The organism is Nonomuraea sp. 3N208, assembly GCF_052245935.1.
GTDB lineage: Bacteria > Actinomycetota > Actinomycetes > Streptosporangiales > Streptosporangiaceae > Nonomuraea.
In genome coordinates this window covers 258,096-273,082 of record NZ_JBQQBR010000008.1, presented here as the reverse complement: position 1 = coordinate 273,082, position 14,987 = coordinate 258,096, and the positions used below count along the sequence as shown (strand labels likewise).

Sequence of the window (14,987 nt, the reverse complement as noted above, 5' to 3'; positions counted from 1 at the left end):
ATCTGGCGGGGGACGATGTAATCCCTGACGATTCCCCCGAGGAGCTGCCATGATCAGCGGGTTGTACGAGGGGCAGGACGGCGACTCGCGGCTGGCGCTCCGCGTCGACGTCGACGGGACCAGGCCCACCGGGCGGGTGAGCGGCGACCTGTTCGCCGTGTCAGGCGCGACGACCTCGTACGTCGGCTCGTTCGTGGTGAATTCCCCCGCTGTGCACGCCGAGGGCGCCGAGGCGAGGATCGACGGGCGCGGGGTGTTCACGTTCGACACGCCGGTCGTGGACGTGAGCGTGACGATCACGGACGGGTCGGGGACGGCGGCGCTGGCGGGGCGTACGTATCAGCTGTCGTTCGCCTCGCCGTTCTTCCGGCGGGTGCTGCTCGAGCAGGACTCGGTGACGGGCACGGTGCCGTTCGTGTCGTACCGCACCGGGTCGCTGCCGGGCCCGAGCGGGTCGCCGGTCAGGGAGCTGAGTGTGACCGCCGCGTACGCGGAGGCGGGCATCGAGCTGACGCTGGCGCAGCCGGGGGTGATCCCGGTGGACGGGTCGGGGGCGGACCTGGCGTGGAACGACGCCGAGCTGCACCACGCGATGACGCAGCAGTTCAGCACCTTTGGCGACGCGCCGGCGTGGCGGGTGTGGCTGCTGGTGGCCAGCAAGCATGTGGGCGGCTACCGGGGCATCATGTTCGACTACAACGACGCCCACCAACGGCAGGGGGCGGCCGTCTTCTACGACGCCATCAAAGGCGACTCGCCACAGGCCCAGCGTGCCCAGCTCCGGACCTATGTGCACGAGTTAGGGCACGCCTTCAACCTGCTCCACTCCTGGCAGAAAAACCTCGCCACCCCACCCCAGCCCCTCGGCCCGGACGGCGGCTTCGGTGATCTGTCGTGGATGAATTATGTGCAGAACTTCAGGCCCAACGGCGAGCAGGGCTACTGGGCAGCCTTCCCGTTCCAATTCACGGACCCGGAGCTGGTGCACCTACGTCACGGCTTCTTCCGCGACGTCGCCATGGGCGCGAGCGCGTTCGGCACCGGGGCGGCCGAGATCGAGCCGTTCGAGCAGCCGGTCGAGGACCATTCCGGGCTGCGGCTGGAGCTTCGTGCGAAGGAGTCGTTCGAGCTGGGCGAGCCCGTCGTGGTCGAGCTCAAGCTCGCCTGCGCCGGTGAGCCCCGCGTCACCCACGGCCACCTGCACCCGGACACGGAGTTCACGCAGGTGTCGATCACGCAGCCGGGCGGCAGGACCGTGTTGTACCGGCCGATGATCCGCCACTGCGTGGACACCTCGCCGGACATCCGGCTGGACGAGGGCAACCCGGCCATGTACCGCAGCGCGTACATCGGGCACGGCCGTGACGGGCACTACTTCCAGCAGCCCGGCGAATACCAGGTCCGCGCCCAGTACATCGCCGCCGACGGCTCCCGCATCGTCTCCCCCGCCTGCCTGGTCAGGGTGCGTTTCCCGGTCACCCGCGACGATCACCAGGTGGCGGAGCTGATGCTGGGCGAGGAGCAGGGCAAGCTGTTCTCGCTGCTCGGCTCCGACTCGCCGGCGCTGCGCTCGGGCAACCTGGCGCTGGACGAGGTGATCGACAGGTACGGCGACCACCGGCTGGCCACGTACGCGCGGATGGTGAAGGGCCTGAACGCCGAGAGCGAGTTCAAGGCGCTGACGGCGGGCAAGCGGCTGCGCGTGCGCCCGCCGGACCCCAAACAGGGCATCGAGCACCTGACTCGGGTCGCGCAGGAGGCCACCATCGACAACATCACCCTGAACCTGGTGATGCGCCGCCTCGCCAGGGCCCAGGCCAGGCAGGGGGATCTGGGGCGGGCCAACGCGGTCATGGACAAGATGGTCGCTAACTTCCAAGCCAAGGGGGTGAACCCCGTCGTCATGGGGCAGATCCGGCGGCAGGCCGAACTGACAAGGGCGGCGCTCAGCGCCGAGGCCTGATGCCGCAGCTACGTGCCCTGCTCGACGCGGGTCATGGCGTCGCTTGCCACAGCCGAGGCAGCCGGCTGAGCTGCGCCGTCATGACGTCAATGCGCGGCGGGGCTCCCGCTCACACAGACGATCTTCAGCTCGACGTCTTCGCCCTCGTCGGGCTCGAACTCCACCGTGGCCTCGTTCGCGGGACCCGGTTCCACGCCGTCCACAGAGTAGCCCTGGGCCGGGCTCCACGAGCGGAGTACGACCTGGTCGCCGGTGCATGAGGCGATCACGGTACCGCCCGCGCTGCGGATCAGCTTGCCCTGTTGCCACTGCGCGGGCGTGCCGGCCGAGGCGGTGGTGGCGGCGCGTGGGGTGGCGGTGGCCAGGGCCGCTCGGGCCTCTTCCTGGCTGAGCACGCGGCTGGCGGTCCCGGTGACCCCGGCGCCGACCAGGCCGAGAACTGCCAGGGACGCTCCGGTGACGGCCACGGCCGTGACGGCCCAGGCCAGTACGAGTCTCTTCATCGCCCCCAGCTTCCCCCATGTCACGCTAAGGCGGGGTTAAGGGGACGCTAAGGGCTCTCAAGGCAGGGTCAGCGACCGTCTACGTTCATGTATATGGCTGACATCCTGCTCATCGAGGACGACGTGGCGATCCGTACGGCGCTCGGCCGGGGGCTGCGGGAGCTGGGCCATGCCGTCTCCTCCTCGCCGACGGCGCTGGACGGACTGCGGCTGGCCGTACAGGACCGGCCCGACCTGATCGTGCTCGACCTGGGGCTGCCCGACCTGGACGGGGTGGAGCTGCTGCGGATGTTGCGGGCGGTCAGCCGCGTGCCCGTCATCGTCGCCACGGCACGCGACGGCGACGCCGAAATGGTGCCTGTGCTGGACGCGGGGGCCGACGACTATGTGGTCAAGCCGTACAGCGCGGCGCAGCTGGACGCGCGGGTCCGGGCCGTGCTGCGGCGGGCGGGCGGGTCGGCGCCCGAGCCGCTCGCGGTGGGGGCGCTGCGGGTGGACCCGCGGGCGCGTACCGCCACGCTGGACGGCACGCCGCTGGATCTGACGCCGCGCGAGTTCGACGTGCTGCACCATCTCGCCGCCCGGCCCGGCGAAGTGGTCACCAAGCGGGAGCTGCTGACGGAGGTGTGGCAGCTGCCGTACGGGGGCGCGGACAAAACCGTGGACGTGCACCTGTCGTGGCTGCGCAGGAAGCTCGGCGAGACCGCCGCCGAACCTCGCTATCTGCACACGGTCCGCGGCGTCGGAGTCAAACTGGTCGATCCGTCATGAGGCGGTGGCTGGCACTGCTGGTGGCGGCGACAACGTCCCTCGTCCTGATCGCGTTGCTGGTGCCGATGGCGCTGCTGATCCGGGCGGTGGCCGAGAACGGTGCGATGAGCCGGGCCACGACCGCCGCCGAGTCCGTGGCGGTCGCGGTCGGCACGCCCGATCTGGAGCTGGCGGTGGAGCAGGTGTCGCGTCCGGTGACGGTGTTCCTGCCCGACGGGCGGACGGTGGGTGCGGCGGCCCCCCGTTCTGACGCCGTACGCCTGGCCGCGACTGGGCGCAGCGTGACCGCCCACGTCGCAGGCGGCAGGGAGGTGCTGGTCTCGGGGCAGTCGCCCGAGGGCACGGCCGTGATCAGGGTCTTCGTGCCGGACGCCGAGCTGACGCGGGGCGTGCGCGAGGCGTGGACGGCGCTGCTGGTGCTCGGTCTCGCGCTGGTGGTGCTGGGTATCGTGCTGGCCGACCGGCTGGCGCTGGCCGTGACCCGGCCGGTGGACGGGCTGGCACGGGTCTCGCACCGGCTGGCCGGGGGCGACCTGACCGCCCGGGCCGAGCCGGGCGGGCCGCCCGAGGTGCGCTCGGTGGCGCTGGCGCTCAACCATCTGGCCGGGCGGATCGACGAGCTGCTGGCGGCCGAGCGGGAATCGGTGGCTGACCTGTCGCACCGGCTGCGTACTCCGCTGACGGCGCTCCGGCTGGACGCCGAGTCCTTGCGCGATCCCGAGGAGGCGGCGCGCGTGCAGGCGCGGGCGGACGCCTTGGAGCGGGCGGTGAGCGCGGTGATCACGGAGGCGCGCCGCCGCACGGCCGGGCACGCGTCGTGCGACGCGGCGGCCGTGGTGCGCGAGCGGGTGCGGTTCTGGTCGGTGCTGGCCGAGGACCAGGGGCGAGAGGTGTCGGTCTCGTTTCCGTCCGCCCCGCTGCCGGTCGCGGTGGGCGCCGAGGATCTGACGGCATGTGTGGACGCGTTGCTGGGCAATGTCTTCGCGCACACGCCCGAAGGCGCCGCGATGTCCGTTCGGCTGACGCCGCATCCGTCCGGGGCGTTGCTGGCGGTCGAGGACTCCGGGCCCGGGTTCGATCCGGCGCTGCTGGAGCGCGGCAACAGCGGGGGCGGCTCGACCGGGCTCGGGCTCGACATCGCCCGGCGCACGGCCGAGTCGTCCGGCGGCCGGCTGACCGTTTCCTCGCCGCCAAGGCGCGGGACGTGCGTAGAGGTGCTCTTAACCACTGGTTAGCGCGCGGTTACCCGGCATCCCGATGTCCTGGAGTCATGCGAATCACGAAGAAGCTCATCATTGTCGGTACCGGGATCGTCGCGCTCGTCGCCGGCGGGGGCGCGGCCTACGCAGCCACGGCGGCCGCGGCGCCGAAGGTCACGGCCGAGAAGGCCATGGAGATCGCGCACGAGCAGGTGCCCGGCGCCTGGGTCAGCGAACTCGACTACGACCGGCGCGGTACGCGGCCGGACGTGTGGGAAATCGAGCTGGCCAAGGGCTCGGTGCGGTACGAAGTGGACGTCGACGCGGCCACCGGCAAGGTCACCGAGCACGGCACGAAGCGGGCCGACGACGACGGCGATCGGGACGACGACTGATCCCGGCACTGTGACCGGCCCGCCACCGTCATCGGTGGCGGGCCGCTGACGTTATCCGGCGAGCCGGTTCAGGAAGCTGTAGCAAGGTTGCCGCCGGAAGTCATGGAAGGTGGCACAGGGGTCGGCGACTTCCCCCACGAAGATCGGTGGCCGCTTCGGCTCCGGCTCCGGCCGCTTTGACTCCGGTCGCTCGGAGGGAGGTGCCTGCGGGGTGGGTGAGCCTACTCGGCGGCTCGGCTTGGGAGGCTTGGGTACGGGTGTCCGGGGAGCCGCCGACCACTGGGGGCGGGCTGCCTGGGTGATCGGCGGCGCCGGGGTGGACGACGGGACCACCGCTCCAGGCGGGGGCACGGCCTGCAGCCACGGGGCCGGGACGGGGACCGTGATATGGAACGTTCCATGGACCCGCGTCGGCGATGCGATCAATGCCATATGGGAGACGGCGGAAGTAGCGGAGGGTGAATTCGATCTTACGGAAAGCCGCGTTTCCTCATCCATTTCCTGAGTTCTTTGTGAGGACCGTTCCGAGGAACCGGTGAATGCCAGGAATATTCCCAGGACCGCGGTGACGAGGACCCCGGCCGCTCCTGCCACCGATCGCAGGTGCCCGCGGCTACCTGCGGAAATGGATCTAAGCGGGGACAAGTCGTGATTCCTTTGTGATTGGTGTGCGAGCATTCCTCTCTTGCGGCTAGTGTGGTCCATCACCCTCGAAGCCGACGAGTTTTCCCCCGATACGACCGCAGGGAGATGTCACCGCAATGCAAGATCCGAGCGAGCCGGATCGTCCCGAGATCCTGTCCGGACCAGGGGATGTCCGCCTGGCCCAGAGAAGCGACGGCCGCGGCGCCGAACCCTCGAAGAACAACAAGAAGATCATCGCCATCGCCGCTTCGGCGCTCGTCGCCGTGCTCGCGGCGGGCGGCATCGGCTACATGCTGGCGGCGAACCCCACGCCCGCCACACAGCAGGGCACCGGTGGGCCGGCCCCGTCTCAGAGCGCCGGCCCGAACTTGCAGGACGACGACGCCACCATGGGCGACGTCGCCACCGACGCTCCCAAGGACGGCCTGCCCGACGACGGCAGCATGGGTGACGCCGACACCGACACGGGCACCGGCGGCGACCCCACCGGCTCGGACACCGGCTCGGACACCTCGACGGGCTCCGACCCCTCGCGCGGCACGACCCAGACCGGCACCGGCCAGAGGCCCTCGACGTCCTCCCCCACCAAGCCGCCGCAGGCGCCGGAGGCCGACACACCGGCGGACGGCCCGGCGGGCGAAGTCTCCGGCCAGTGCTCCGCGAGCGGCTGCTGACCGAGTCGGCCAGCGTTGCAGGGGCCGGTCCGTGCTCCAGGGTGCTGAGAGCCGGTCCATGTGAAGTGGCATGCCGTTAATGGACCGTATTGGACCTACGGTGGGAGCCACCCTCCTCCATAGGCTCGTCGCATGACGACTGACAAGGCGGACGTGCTGCGCGCGCTCCACGTGCCCGGAAGCCCCCTGGTCCTGCCCAACATCTGGGACGCCGCCTCCGCGCGCGCCGTACAGGAGGCCGGTTTCCCGGCGGTCGCCACCGGCAGCGCCGCCGTCGCGAGGGTGCTCGGGTTCGCGGACGGCGAAGGCGCGCCGGTCGAGGAGATGATGGCCGCCGTCTCCCGCATCACCAGGGCCGTGGACGTGCCGGTCACGGCGGATGTGGAACGCGGTTACGGGCTCAAGCCCGCCGAACTGGTGGAACGGCTTGCCGCCGCCGGCGCCGTGGGCTGCAACCTGGAGGACACCGACCCCCGCACCGGCGAGTTGGTCGACCCGGGCGCACAGGCGGAGTTCCTGGCCGAGCTCCGGGCGGCCGCCGGGCAGGCTCTGGTGATCAATGCGCGGATCGACACCTTCCTCCACGGCAGAACCTCCAGGCAGGAGGCCGTCGAACGCGGGCGCCTCTACCTGGAGGCGGGCGCCGACTGCGTGTACCCGATCACGCTGGCCGACGAGGACACGATCCGGGCGCTGGTCGCCGAGGTCGGCAGGCCGGTCAACATCCTCTTCCGGCCGGGCACGCCGTCGCTCGGACGGCTGGCCGAGCTGGGAGTGGCCAGGATCAGCTTCGGGGGCGGCCTGCACCAGGCGGCCCATGCCTACGCCACGAGCCTCTTCGCGAAGGTGCGGGACGGACACAACCCCTACTGACCAGGTGGCGGGCGGCACCGTACGCTTGCGCTCGTGCTTGCCGCCGCGGCCGTCTGCCCGCCCACTCCGCTGATCGTGACCCAGCTGCCCGACCTCCGCTCCGCCTGCGACACGGCGATCGCCGGCCTCCTCGCGACCCGCCCCGACACACTGATCGTTGTGGGCGGGGCCGACCACGCCGCCTCGTACGGCGGCCACGCGGCCGGCACCCTGCGCCCTTGGGGCCTGGACGTCGCGGCCGGCCCGGGCGAGCCGGTCCTGCCGCTGTCCCTGACCGTCGGCCGTTGCCTCCTGCCCGACCACACCCCTGACGCCTTCCATTCCGTGGCCTTCGACGCCACGACCGAGGAATGCCTGTCCCTGGGCGCCAAGCTGGCGGCGGCCGGGGATCGGGTGGCGCTGCTGGTCATGGCGGACGGCTCGGCCTGCCTCACCCCCAAGGCGCCCGGCAGGTACGACGACGCGGCGCAGCCGTACGACGACCTGATCGCGCACGCCGTCGCCACCGCCACCCCCGAACCACTCGCCGCGCTGGACCCCGTGGAGGCGAACCGGCTGTGGGTGAGCGGCCGGGCCGCCCTGCAGGTGCTGGCCGGAGCCGCGGAGACGGCAGGGCTGGACGGACGCCTGCTCATGCGGGCCGCCCCGTACGGCGTCGGCTACGTCGCCGGGCTCTGGACCTGACGGCGCGGCACCGGGATCGTCATCAGGTCGCGAGCGAGGACGACCTCCCCGTCGTAGTGGCGCCGCGCCTCGGCCACGAACGCCGGCTCGTCGCCGAACCCGTACCGCTCAGAGAAGTGCGTGAGCACCAGCCTGCGCGCCCCCGCGTCCGCCGCCACCAACCCTGCCTCGAACGCCGTCAGGTGCCCGTACTCCTTGGCCAGCGCGCTCTCCGACGACAGGAACGTGGACTCGATGACGAGCAGGTCCACGCCGGATGCCAGCTCGAAGACCGTGTCGCAGAGCCGGGTGTCCATGACGAACGCCACGCTCTGCCCCGGTTTGGGCACACTGCATTCCTCGAGGGTGACGCCGCGTACGGACCCGGTGCGCTGCAGCTCGCCGACCTCCGGGCCGCGGATCCCATGGGCTGCCAGCTTGTCGGGCAACATGCGGCGCCCGGCCGGCTCCTGGACGCGGTAGCCGTACGACTCGACGGGATGGGACAGGCGGCGGGCGATGATCGGCCCGACGCCGGCCAGGTCGCCGGAGATGGGATGCTCGCTGATGACCGGTGTGTCGGCGAAGGCGGCGGCGTGGCGCAACCGCCGCCAGTACGTCTCTCCGGAGGCCGGGAACACCGCCCGCACCGGATGCCTGACCTTGTCGCGGGCGATGCGCTGGATGACCCCGGGCACGCCCAGGCAGTGGTCGCCGTGGAAGTGCGTCACGCACACCCAGTGCACGTCGTGCGCGCTCAGCCCAGCGTGCACCATTTGCCGCTGTGTGCCCTCCCCCGGGTCGAAAAGGAAGCCCTGACCGTCCCAGCACAGAAGGTAGCCATTGTGGTTACGGTGTCGGGTAGGGACAGCACTGGAGGTGCCCAGCACCACGAGCTCACGTGAGGACACGATGGCCCCAAGAGGAGACAGCGTCGCCTTCGCTGACGTGGCAACGCCGGTGGGTCCGTTCGTGCTGGCCGTCACCGAGGCCGGTCTCGTCGCGTCGGGCTGGGGCTCCCGTGCGCGGCTGGCCGACCGGCTCGGGCTGGCGGAGGTCCATGATTCGGATCGTACGGCCTCCGTGGTCGCGGAGCTGAATGCTTATTTCGCCGGCGACCTCAAGGAGTTCGAGACGCCCGTGGACTGGCGGCTCATGTCCGGCACGCGGCTCCAGGTGCTCCAGGCCCTGCACAAGGTCCCGTACGGCACCGCCGTCACCTACGGCGAGCTGGCCCGGCTCAGCGGGTCGACGGTGCCGGCCCGCGGGATCGGCTCGATCATGGGCTCTAACCCGATCCCGATCGTCGTCCCGTGCCACCGGGTGATCGCGGCGGGCAACGGTCTGGGCGGGTTCAGCGGCGGCGAGGGCGTGGAGACCAAGCGCTGGCTGCTGACCCACGAGGGTTATCTGCAGCCCACACTCCTCGACCTCTAGCACACTTGTGGATGTGCGCCAGCAGCCTGTCATCGCCATCGTCGGCCCCACCGCGGCCGGCAAATCCGACCTCGCCGTGGACCTCGCGCTCCGCCTCGGGGGCGAGTGTGTCAACGCCGACTCCATGCAGCTCTACCGCGGGATGGACATCGGCACCGCCAAGCTGAGCCCGGCCGAGATGCGCGGTGTCCCGCACCACCTGCTGGACATCTGGGACGTCACGGTCACCGCTAGCGTGGCCGAGTACCAGCGGCTGGCCAGGAAGGTCATCGACGCCGTCGAGGTACCCGTGCTGGTGGGCGGCAGTGGCCTGTACGTCCGGGCGGCGCTCGACGACCTGGAGTTCCCTGGCACCGACCCGGACATCAGGGCGCGACTGGAGGCGGAGCTGGCCGAGCGCGGCCCGGCCCCGCTGTACGAGCGGCTGCGCGAGCGGGATCCGGCGGCCGCGGCGGCCATCCTGCCCAGCAACGGCCGCCGCATCGTGCGCGCGCTGGAGGTGATCGAGCATTCGGGCCGCCTGTTCTCGGCCACGATGCCGTCGTACGACGCCGTCTACCCGAGCGTGCAGATCGGCCTCGACGTGCCCAGACCGGAGCTGGACGAGCGGATCGCGCTCAGGGTCGAGCGGATGTGGCAGGCGGGCCTGGTCGAGGAAGTGCGGACGCTGCTCGGCCACGGGCTGGCGGAGGGCCGCACGGCGAGCCGCGCCCTCGGGTACGCCCAGGTCATCCGTTTCCTCGAGGGCGAGTGGAGCGAGGAGCAGGCGATCGCGGAGACGATCAGGGCCACCAGGCGCTTCGCCCGCCGCCAGGAGTCGTGGTTCCGTCGCGACCCGCGGGTGTGCTGGCTGCCGTACGACGCCCCGGACCTCCTCGAACGCTCCCTCGCGCGTGTCGCCGGCCATCCTTACGCATAAACTCCTACAATGCGCTTTCTGAAGGGGCACGGCACCGAGAACGACTTCGTCATCCTCCCCGATCCCGACGGTGAGGTCGACGTGTCGGCTGCGCTCGTCGCCAAGATCTGCGACAGGAGGGCCGGGATCGGCGCCGACGGCGTGCTCCGGGTGGTGCGCACGAAGCAGTGTCCCGAGGTGGCCGGACAGGCGGCCGCGGCCGAGTGGTTCATGGACTACCGCAACGCCGACGGCAGCACGCCCGAGATGTGCGGCAACGGCGTGCGTGTGTTCGCCCGCTACCTGATCGACGCCGGGCTGGCCGATCCGCAGGAGTTCGCGGTGGCCACGCGGGGCGGCGTACGCAGGATCCGCGTCGAGCCCAACGGCGACATCACGGTCGACATGGGCAAGCCCGTCGTGCGCGGCGAGAGCGTGGCCAACGTCGGCGGCCACGAATACACCGGCGTCTACGTCGACATGGGCAACCCGCACCTGGCCTGCCCCATCGGCGACCCGGTCGTCCAGCTCGACCTCACCCACCAGCCCGGCTTCGACACCGGCGTCTTCCCCACAGGGGTCAACATCGAGCTGTTCAACCCGGTCGGCGTCAGCCGCGCAGTCATGCGCGTCTTCGAGCGCGGCTGCGGCGAGACCCGCGCCTGTGGCACCGGCGCGGTGGCCACCGCGGTCGCGGCCGCGGCCCTGTCGGGCGACACCACCGGCACCTGGACCGTCGAGGTGCTGGGCGGCACGCTGACCGTCATCCTCGATGAGGACACGAGCTACCTTTCCGGTCCTGCCGTCCTCGTGGCGAGCGGGGACCTGATGCTTGCAGAATGATGTTCTCCTGAGGGATTCTGGGTCTACTTCGCGAACCGAGAGGTGGACATGGCAGACCCACGCACCACCGCAGCGCAGGCGAAAGGGCCCATCGGCCAGTTCGGCGGCGGATTCATGGTCTCCCGAGAGGCCAAGGCGATCTGCGACGAGCTCGGCCTCGGCGCCCGCGAGCTCTACTTCAGGGGCCGCTGCGGCGTGCTCGGCGAGTGCGACGCCGACGTGGTCAATTCGGTCGTCGTCTTCTTCCCGCCCGAGCACGTCGAGGAGAGCTGGAACGGCGGCCGCAAGCTCCCCGTCGACCGGGCCGTCGAGTTGTACGCCGAGGCGTGCCGTGCCTGGGGCAGGCGCAAGCTCGGCGGCTACGACGGCTGCGCCAGAATCGCCGAGCTGCTCGAACGCGTCGTCGAGCGGGCACCCTCCACCGGCGCCCCGCTGTTCGCGGGCTGGCGGAAGGTGCCGCTGGCCGACGACCCGCCCGCGCGGGCCGTCCAGCTCATGCACTGCGTACGCGAGCTGCGCGGTGGCCTGCACGCCAACGTCGTGATCGCGGCCGGGCTGCACCCGCTGGAAGCCACGCTGGCCGCCGCCCACGACGCGACCCCTTTCGGGCTCGCGGCGGGCGAGATGATCGCCAAGTTCTTCACCTGGCCCGAGCCCTACGCCACGCCGACGCCCGAGGTGGTGGCGCGCCGGGTGGAGGTCGAAGAGCGTACCGACGATCTCATGGCGCCCGTGTTTTCGGTCCTGAACGACGGAGAAACGGACGAGCTGATCGAGCTCTTGCGTTTTGGGCACGCTCGTTGACCTGGCAGACTGACTGCCCATGGACGTGGACATCTGGGCCTGGGTCGGCGACACCCAGCAGCAGCTTTCCGAGGCGGGCAACGTTGGCCTCGCCATGGCGCTGGGAGACCTCCCCGCACAGGCCTACGAGGGCCGATATCCGCAGCTGGACGTCATGGCCCCGGCCATCGCGCAGCAGGCAGAAGCCCTGGAGCTGCCGTGGCTCGAGTTCTACGCCCGCTACTGGCACCTGATCGGCCGCATCGGCGACCGGGCGCAGGGCGCGGTCGCCATCGACGACGCGCAGCAGCTGCTGGCGTTCGCCCAGCGCGAAGACGTGCGCGAGTGCCCGTCCGCCCCGGCGGCGGTCGAGGCGCTGGCCGTCACGTGGGCCAACACCGACGGCCCCGGTTACGCAAGCGAGCGTCTGGAGACGCTGGGGACCTACATCGAGGGCATGAGCCCGGAGAAGCCCGCCTTCACCGGGCTCGTGACCCACTACGTCGCCGCCCTGATCGACGCCGGCAAGCCGGGTGAGGCCGTGACCTACGCCGAGTCCGCCGTCGAGCGGCTGCGCGTGGCCGGGCGCGAGGCCAGCTGGGAGCTCGGCGCGGAGAGCGCCCGCGCGCTGCTGGCGGTCGGCCGCGCCGAGGACGCGCTCACCGCGCTGCAGGCGGCCGCCGGGTTCCAGCCGGACGACCCGGTGGCCAAGGAGCACCGCGACGGCGTGCGCCGGGCGCTGATCCTGGCCACGCTGGGCCGCATCGCCGAGTCCGTGGACGCGCTGCCCGACCTCGACGTGGTGGGCGAGCACCCGCGGGTGTTCGTCGAGTGGTCGCAGGCGGTCAGCATGCTGGCCGGCTCTTCGCAGATCACCAACACCTGGCAGCTCGGCCGCGTGCTGCGCCAGTGGATCGACTACTTCGGCATGATGGGCGGCTACCGCGCCCGCGTCGAGCTCGCGCTGATCGCGGGCGACCTGGCCGTCGCCCGGCAGGGCCTGTGGCAGGCCAGGCTGCTGGCCGACCTGGCCGAGTCCGGCACCGCCGAGCTGCATGACACCGAGGGCGTGGCCGAGCGCATCGCCGCACTGCGGGCCGCCGCCGACGCCGCCACCGAGCCCGAGGCCCCCGGGGCGCTCGAGGAGCGGGTGGGCCAGTTCGACGCGGCCGACGGCTTCAATGCCGACCCGGAGAAGTGGGTCGGCTGGCTGGCGCCGCTGTCCGGCGAGGACCTCGAGGCCACCCGCCGCCACACCACCACGCTCGGCTTCCTCGGCTACCCCGCCACTGGCGCCGACATCTACTGGAGCCTGCTCGTCGACTCCGGCAAGATCGGCGAGGCCGAGGAAGACGACGTGACCTTCCTCACCACGCTGCTCATCGAGGCCCGCCAGGACGAGCGGCTTGAGCAGATGGCCGCGCTGTTGCCGCACGCCGCTCAGCAGGTGGCGCTCGCCCGCCTGCACAGCGCGCGGGAGCGGTGGGAGGAGGCGCTCGACGCCGCCGAGCACGCCGTTGCGGCCGGGGCCGGCATCGAGGCCCGCCGCCTGCTGTCCAGCGCCGCCCAGCAGCTCGACCAGAACGCCAAGGCCGCCCAGTCACTGCTCGAGGTGATCGACGAGCTCGGCGACGAGGACGTCTGGCGCATGATCGTCATGGCCACGTCGGCGGAGGACTGGGACACCGTGCGCAGGGGCGCGGCCAAGATCGGCATGCCGATCAAGTCCAAGGAAGGGCCGATCGAGGAGGAGATGGGCCTCATCAGGGTCATCCTCCCCGCCCCCGACGGCGGCCAGCGCCAGGTGTTGTCGATCCGCACCGGCCCCGCCACCGCCAGGCTGGCCCTGCCGCAGCCGCGCGGCATGGACTACAACGCCGGCGACCTGGTGGTCTTCGACCCGCAGCTGCTGGAGCCCGTGCCGGAGGACCCGCAGGAGCAGCAGAACTTCGTGCCGCCCTTCGCCGCGGTGCGCATCCTGCGGCCCGGCGGCTACACCAGCTACTTCTTCGACGGCGCGGCGCCGAGCGAGGAGGACTGGGCAGAGTTCACCGAGGTCATGGCCGAGCGCGGCTGGCCGATGTGGGTTTACAGCGACGAGAACTACAAGGTCAACCACCCGACGAGCGGGGAGCCGCTGCCGGGCGTGTTCGGCTGGGTCGCGGTGCCGCCGGACGTCGCGCCCTCCGAGGTCGACGCGCTGCTCGACGACGCGACCGAGCGGTGGGTGCATCCGCTGGCCTGGCTGGACCTGGCGCGGGAGATCGACGTCGAGGTCGAGCGGCACGAGCGGATCGTCAAGGAATACGGCCTCTAAGGGCCTCCGAGGTGCTGGGCGCCCCGGTCCCGACAGCATGTCGGGGCCGGGGCGTTTCGGTCTGGACACCATGTCGGGGCCGGGGCGTTTCGGTCTGGACAGCATGCGGAGGCCGGAGCGTTCCGGCCTCGGCAGCACGTGCGCGTCGGGGCCGTTCCCGAAGGGAGGCACGCGGTGTGGCACTCTCGTCCTAACGAAACGCGCGTGCGAGATCGTTTCGGTCTCGACCGGGAGGGCGGGGGTTGACGTGCTGGAGCTGTTCCGGCTGGACGGGAAGGTGGCGATCGTCACCGGGGCTTCGTCGGGCTTGGGGGTGGCCTTCGCCCGCGGGCTGGCCGAGGCGGGCGCCGACATCGTGATCGGCGCCCGGCGCGCGGACCGGCTGGAGGAGACCCGGCGGCTGGTGGAGGAGACCGGCCGCCGGTGCGTCGCCGTGCCGACGGACGTCGCACGTCACGAGGACTGCACGGCGCTCGTCGCCGCCGCCGTCGAGACGCTGGGCAGCGTCGACGTGCTGATCAACAACGCCGGTATCGCCACGGCCGTGCCCGCGGTGCGCGAGACGCCCGAGGAGTTCCGACAGGTCATCGACGTCAACCTGCACGGGACGTACTGGATGGCGCAGGCGTGCGCGCGGGTCATGCCGCCGGGTTCATCGATCGTGAACATCGGCAGTGTGCTCGGCGAGACCACGGCCGGACTGCCCCAGGCCGCCTACAGCGCGTCCAAGGCGGCGGTGATCGGGCTCACCCGCGATCTGGCCCAGCAGTGGACCGGGCGGCGCGGGATCAGGGTCAACTGCCTGGAGCCGGGCTTCTTCGCATCGGAGATGACCGAGCAGTACAAACCCGGCTATCTGGAGCGGATGATGGAGGCGCGGGTGGTCATGGACCGGCCTGGCGACCCGGCCGAACTGGTGGCCGCCGCGATCTTTCTCGCGAGCGACGCGTCCTCGTACATCACCGGGGTGACGCTGCCGGTGGACGGCGGAATGCTCATCACCTAGAAGATTCGAAGCGCTTA

At 71.3% G+C, this 14,987-nt stretch carries 15 protein-coding genes; 13 read left to right on the top strand and 2 right to left on the bottom strand.

Annotated features, from left to right (window positions below):
- The first annotated feature begins 49 nt into the window (after positions 1-49).
- The gene (locus ACTWPT_RS14880; protein WP_443177935.1) at positions 50-1,963 is read left to right on the top strand and encodes a hypothetical protein; all 1,914 of its coding nucleotides are present in this window, start codon (positions 50-52) and stop codon (positions 1,961-1,963) included.
- A gap of 86 nt (positions 1,964-2,049) precedes the next feature.
- Here ACTWPT_RS14880 and ACTWPT_RS14875 read toward each other — a convergent pair whose 3' ends face one another.
- The gene (locus ACTWPT_RS14875; protein ID WP_443177934.1) at positions 2,050-2,466 is read right to left on the bottom strand and encodes a hypothetical protein; all 417 of its coding nucleotides are present in this window, start codon (positions 2,464-2,466) and stop codon (positions 2,050-2,052) included.
- A gap of 93 nt (positions 2,467-2,559) precedes the next feature.
- On the opposite strand from ACTWPT_RS14875, the gene ACTWPT_RS14870 reads away from it, so the two are divergent.
- From ACTWPT_RS14870 to ACTWPT_RS14845, 6 genes are all read left to right on the top strand, one after another.
- Entirely contained in the window at positions 2,560-3,237 is a 678-nt protein-coding gene (locus tag ACTWPT_RS14870; RefSeq protein WP_443177933.1) for a response regulator transcription factor, read from the top strand.
- Positions 3,234-4,472 carry a sensor histidine kinase gene (locus ACTWPT_RS14865; protein ID WP_443177932.1) on the top strand — a complete coding sequence of 413 codons (1,239 nt, stop codon included), beginning with the start codon at positions 3,234-3,236 and terminating at the stop codon, positions 4,470-4,472. Before ACTWPT_RS14870 ends, ACTWPT_RS14865 begins: the two co-directional genes overlap by 4 nt.
- A 35-nt stretch (positions 4,473-4,507) precedes the next feature.
- Complete coding sequence (locus ACTWPT_RS14860; RefSeq protein ID WP_443177931.1) at positions 4,508-4,831, top strand: PepSY domain-containing protein; 324 nt, start codon at positions 4,508-4,510, stop codon at positions 4,829-4,831.
- Positions 4,832-5,592: 761 nt separating this feature from the next.
- Positions 5,593-6,150 carry a hypothetical protein gene (locus ACTWPT_RS14855; protein WP_443177930.1) on the top strand — a complete coding sequence of 186 codons (558 nt, stop codon included), beginning with the start codon at positions 5,593-5,595 and terminating at the stop codon, positions 6,148-6,150.
- Between the two features lie 132 nt (positions 6,151-6,282).
- Positions 6,283-7,023, top strand: a complete 741-nt coding sequence (locus tag ACTWPT_RS14850) for an isocitrate lyase/PEP mutase family protein (RefSeq protein ID WP_443177929.1) — start codon at positions 6,283-6,285, stop codon at positions 7,021-7,023.
- 33 nt (positions 7,024-7,056) lie between these two features.
- Complete coding sequence (locus ACTWPT_RS14845) at positions 7,057-7,707, top strand: hypothetical protein (RefSeq protein WP_443177928.1); 651 nt, start codon at positions 7,057-7,059, stop codon at positions 7,705-7,707.
- Here ACTWPT_RS14845 and ACTWPT_RS14840 read toward each other — a convergent pair.
- Positions 7,683-8,597, bottom strand: a complete 915-nt coding sequence (locus ACTWPT_RS14840; RefSeq protein ID WP_443177927.1) for a ribonuclease Z — start codon at positions 8,595-8,597, stop codon at positions 7,683-7,685. The two genes, ACTWPT_RS14845 and ACTWPT_RS14840, sit on opposite strands and share 25 nt — an antisense overlap.
- A 37-nt stretch (positions 8,598-8,634) precedes the next feature.
- Here ACTWPT_RS14840 and ACTWPT_RS14835 point away from each other — a divergent pair, with 37 nt between their 5' ends.
- The 6 genes from ACTWPT_RS14835 (at position 8,635) to ACTWPT_RS14810 (ending at position 14,970) form a co-directional block, all read left to right on the top strand.
- A complete protein-coding gene (locus ACTWPT_RS14835; protein WP_443177926.1) occupies positions 8,635-9,123 on the top strand; it encodes a methylated-DNA--[protein]-cysteine S-methyltransferase in 489 nt (162 codons plus the stop codon).
- Between the two features lie 13 nt (positions 9,124-9,136).
- Complete coding sequence (miaA, locus tag ACTWPT_RS14830; protein WP_443177925.1) at positions 9,137-10,042, top strand: tRNA (adenosine(37)-N6)-dimethylallyltransferase MiaA; 906 nt, start codon at positions 9,137-9,139, stop codon at positions 10,040-10,042.
- Positions 10,043-10,051: 9 nt separating this feature from the next.
- Positions 10,052-10,864: a diaminopimelate epimerase gene (dapF, locus tag ACTWPT_RS14825; protein WP_443177924.1), complete on the top strand. Its 813-nt coding sequence runs from the start codon at positions 10,052-10,054 to the stop codon at positions 10,862-10,864.
- Between the two features lie 48 nt (positions 10,865-10,912).
- Positions 10,913-11,668 (top strand): SCO6745 family protein, encoded by a 756-nt coding sequence (locus tag ACTWPT_RS14820; RefSeq protein WP_443177923.1) that lies wholly within the window; start codon positions 10,913-10,915, stop codon positions 11,666-11,668.
- A 19-nt stretch (positions 11,669-11,687) separates the two neighbouring features.
- A complete protein-coding gene (locus tag ACTWPT_RS14815; protein ID WP_443177922.1) occupies positions 11,688-13,964 on the top strand; it encodes a tetratricopeptide repeat protein in 2,277 nt (758 codons plus the stop codon).
- Between the two features lie 247 nt (positions 13,965-14,211).
- A complete protein-coding gene (locus tag ACTWPT_RS14810) occupies positions 14,212-14,970 on the top strand; it encodes an SDR family NAD(P)-dependent oxidoreductase (RefSeq protein ID WP_443177921.1) in 759 nt (252 codons plus the stop codon).
- Positions 14,971-14,987 lie beyond the last annotated feature (17 nt).

What these genes read in the sequence shown, in the direction of transcription:
- ACTWPT_RS14880 (WP_443177935.1), top strand. Translation starts at nt 50, where the DNA reads ATGATCAGCGGGTTGTACGAGGGGCAGGACGGCGACTCGCGGCTGGCG.
- ACTWPT_RS14875 (WP_443177934.1), bottom strand. Translation starts at nt 2,466, where the DNA reads ATGAAGAGACTCGTACTGGCCTGGGCCGTCACGGCCGTGGCCGTCACC.
- ACTWPT_RS14870 (WP_443177933.1), top strand. Translation starts at nt 2,560, where the DNA reads ATGGCTGACATCCTGCTCATCGAGGACGACGTGGCGATCCGTACGGCG.
- ACTWPT_RS14865 (WP_443177932.1), top strand. Translation starts at nt 3,234, where the DNA reads ATGAGGCGGTGGCTGGCACTGCTGGTGGCGGCGACAACGTCCCTCGTC.
- ACTWPT_RS14860 (WP_443177931.1), top strand. Translation starts at nt 4,508, where the DNA reads ATGCGAATCACGAAGAAGCTCATCATTGTCGGTACCGGGATCGTCGCG.
- ACTWPT_RS14855 (WP_443177930.1), top strand. Translation starts at nt 5,593, where the DNA reads ATGCAAGATCCGAGCGAGCCGGATCGTCCCGAGATCCTGTCCGGACCA.
- ACTWPT_RS14850 (WP_443177929.1), top strand. Translation starts at nt 6,283, where the DNA reads ATGACGACTGACAAGGCGGACGTGCTGCGCGCGCTCCACGTGCCCGGA.
- dapF (WP_443177924.1), top strand. Translation starts at nt 10,052, where the DNA reads ATGCGCTTTCTGAAGGGGCACGGCACCGAGAACGACTTCGTCATCCTC.
- ACTWPT_RS14820 (WP_443177923.1), top strand. Translation starts at nt 10,913, where the DNA reads ATGGCAGACCCACGCACCACCGCAGCGCAGGCGAAAGGGCCCATCGGC.
- ACTWPT_RS14815 (WP_443177922.1), top strand. Translation starts at nt 11,688, where the DNA reads ATGGACGTGGACATCTGGGCCTGGGTCGGCGACACCCAGCAGCAGCTT.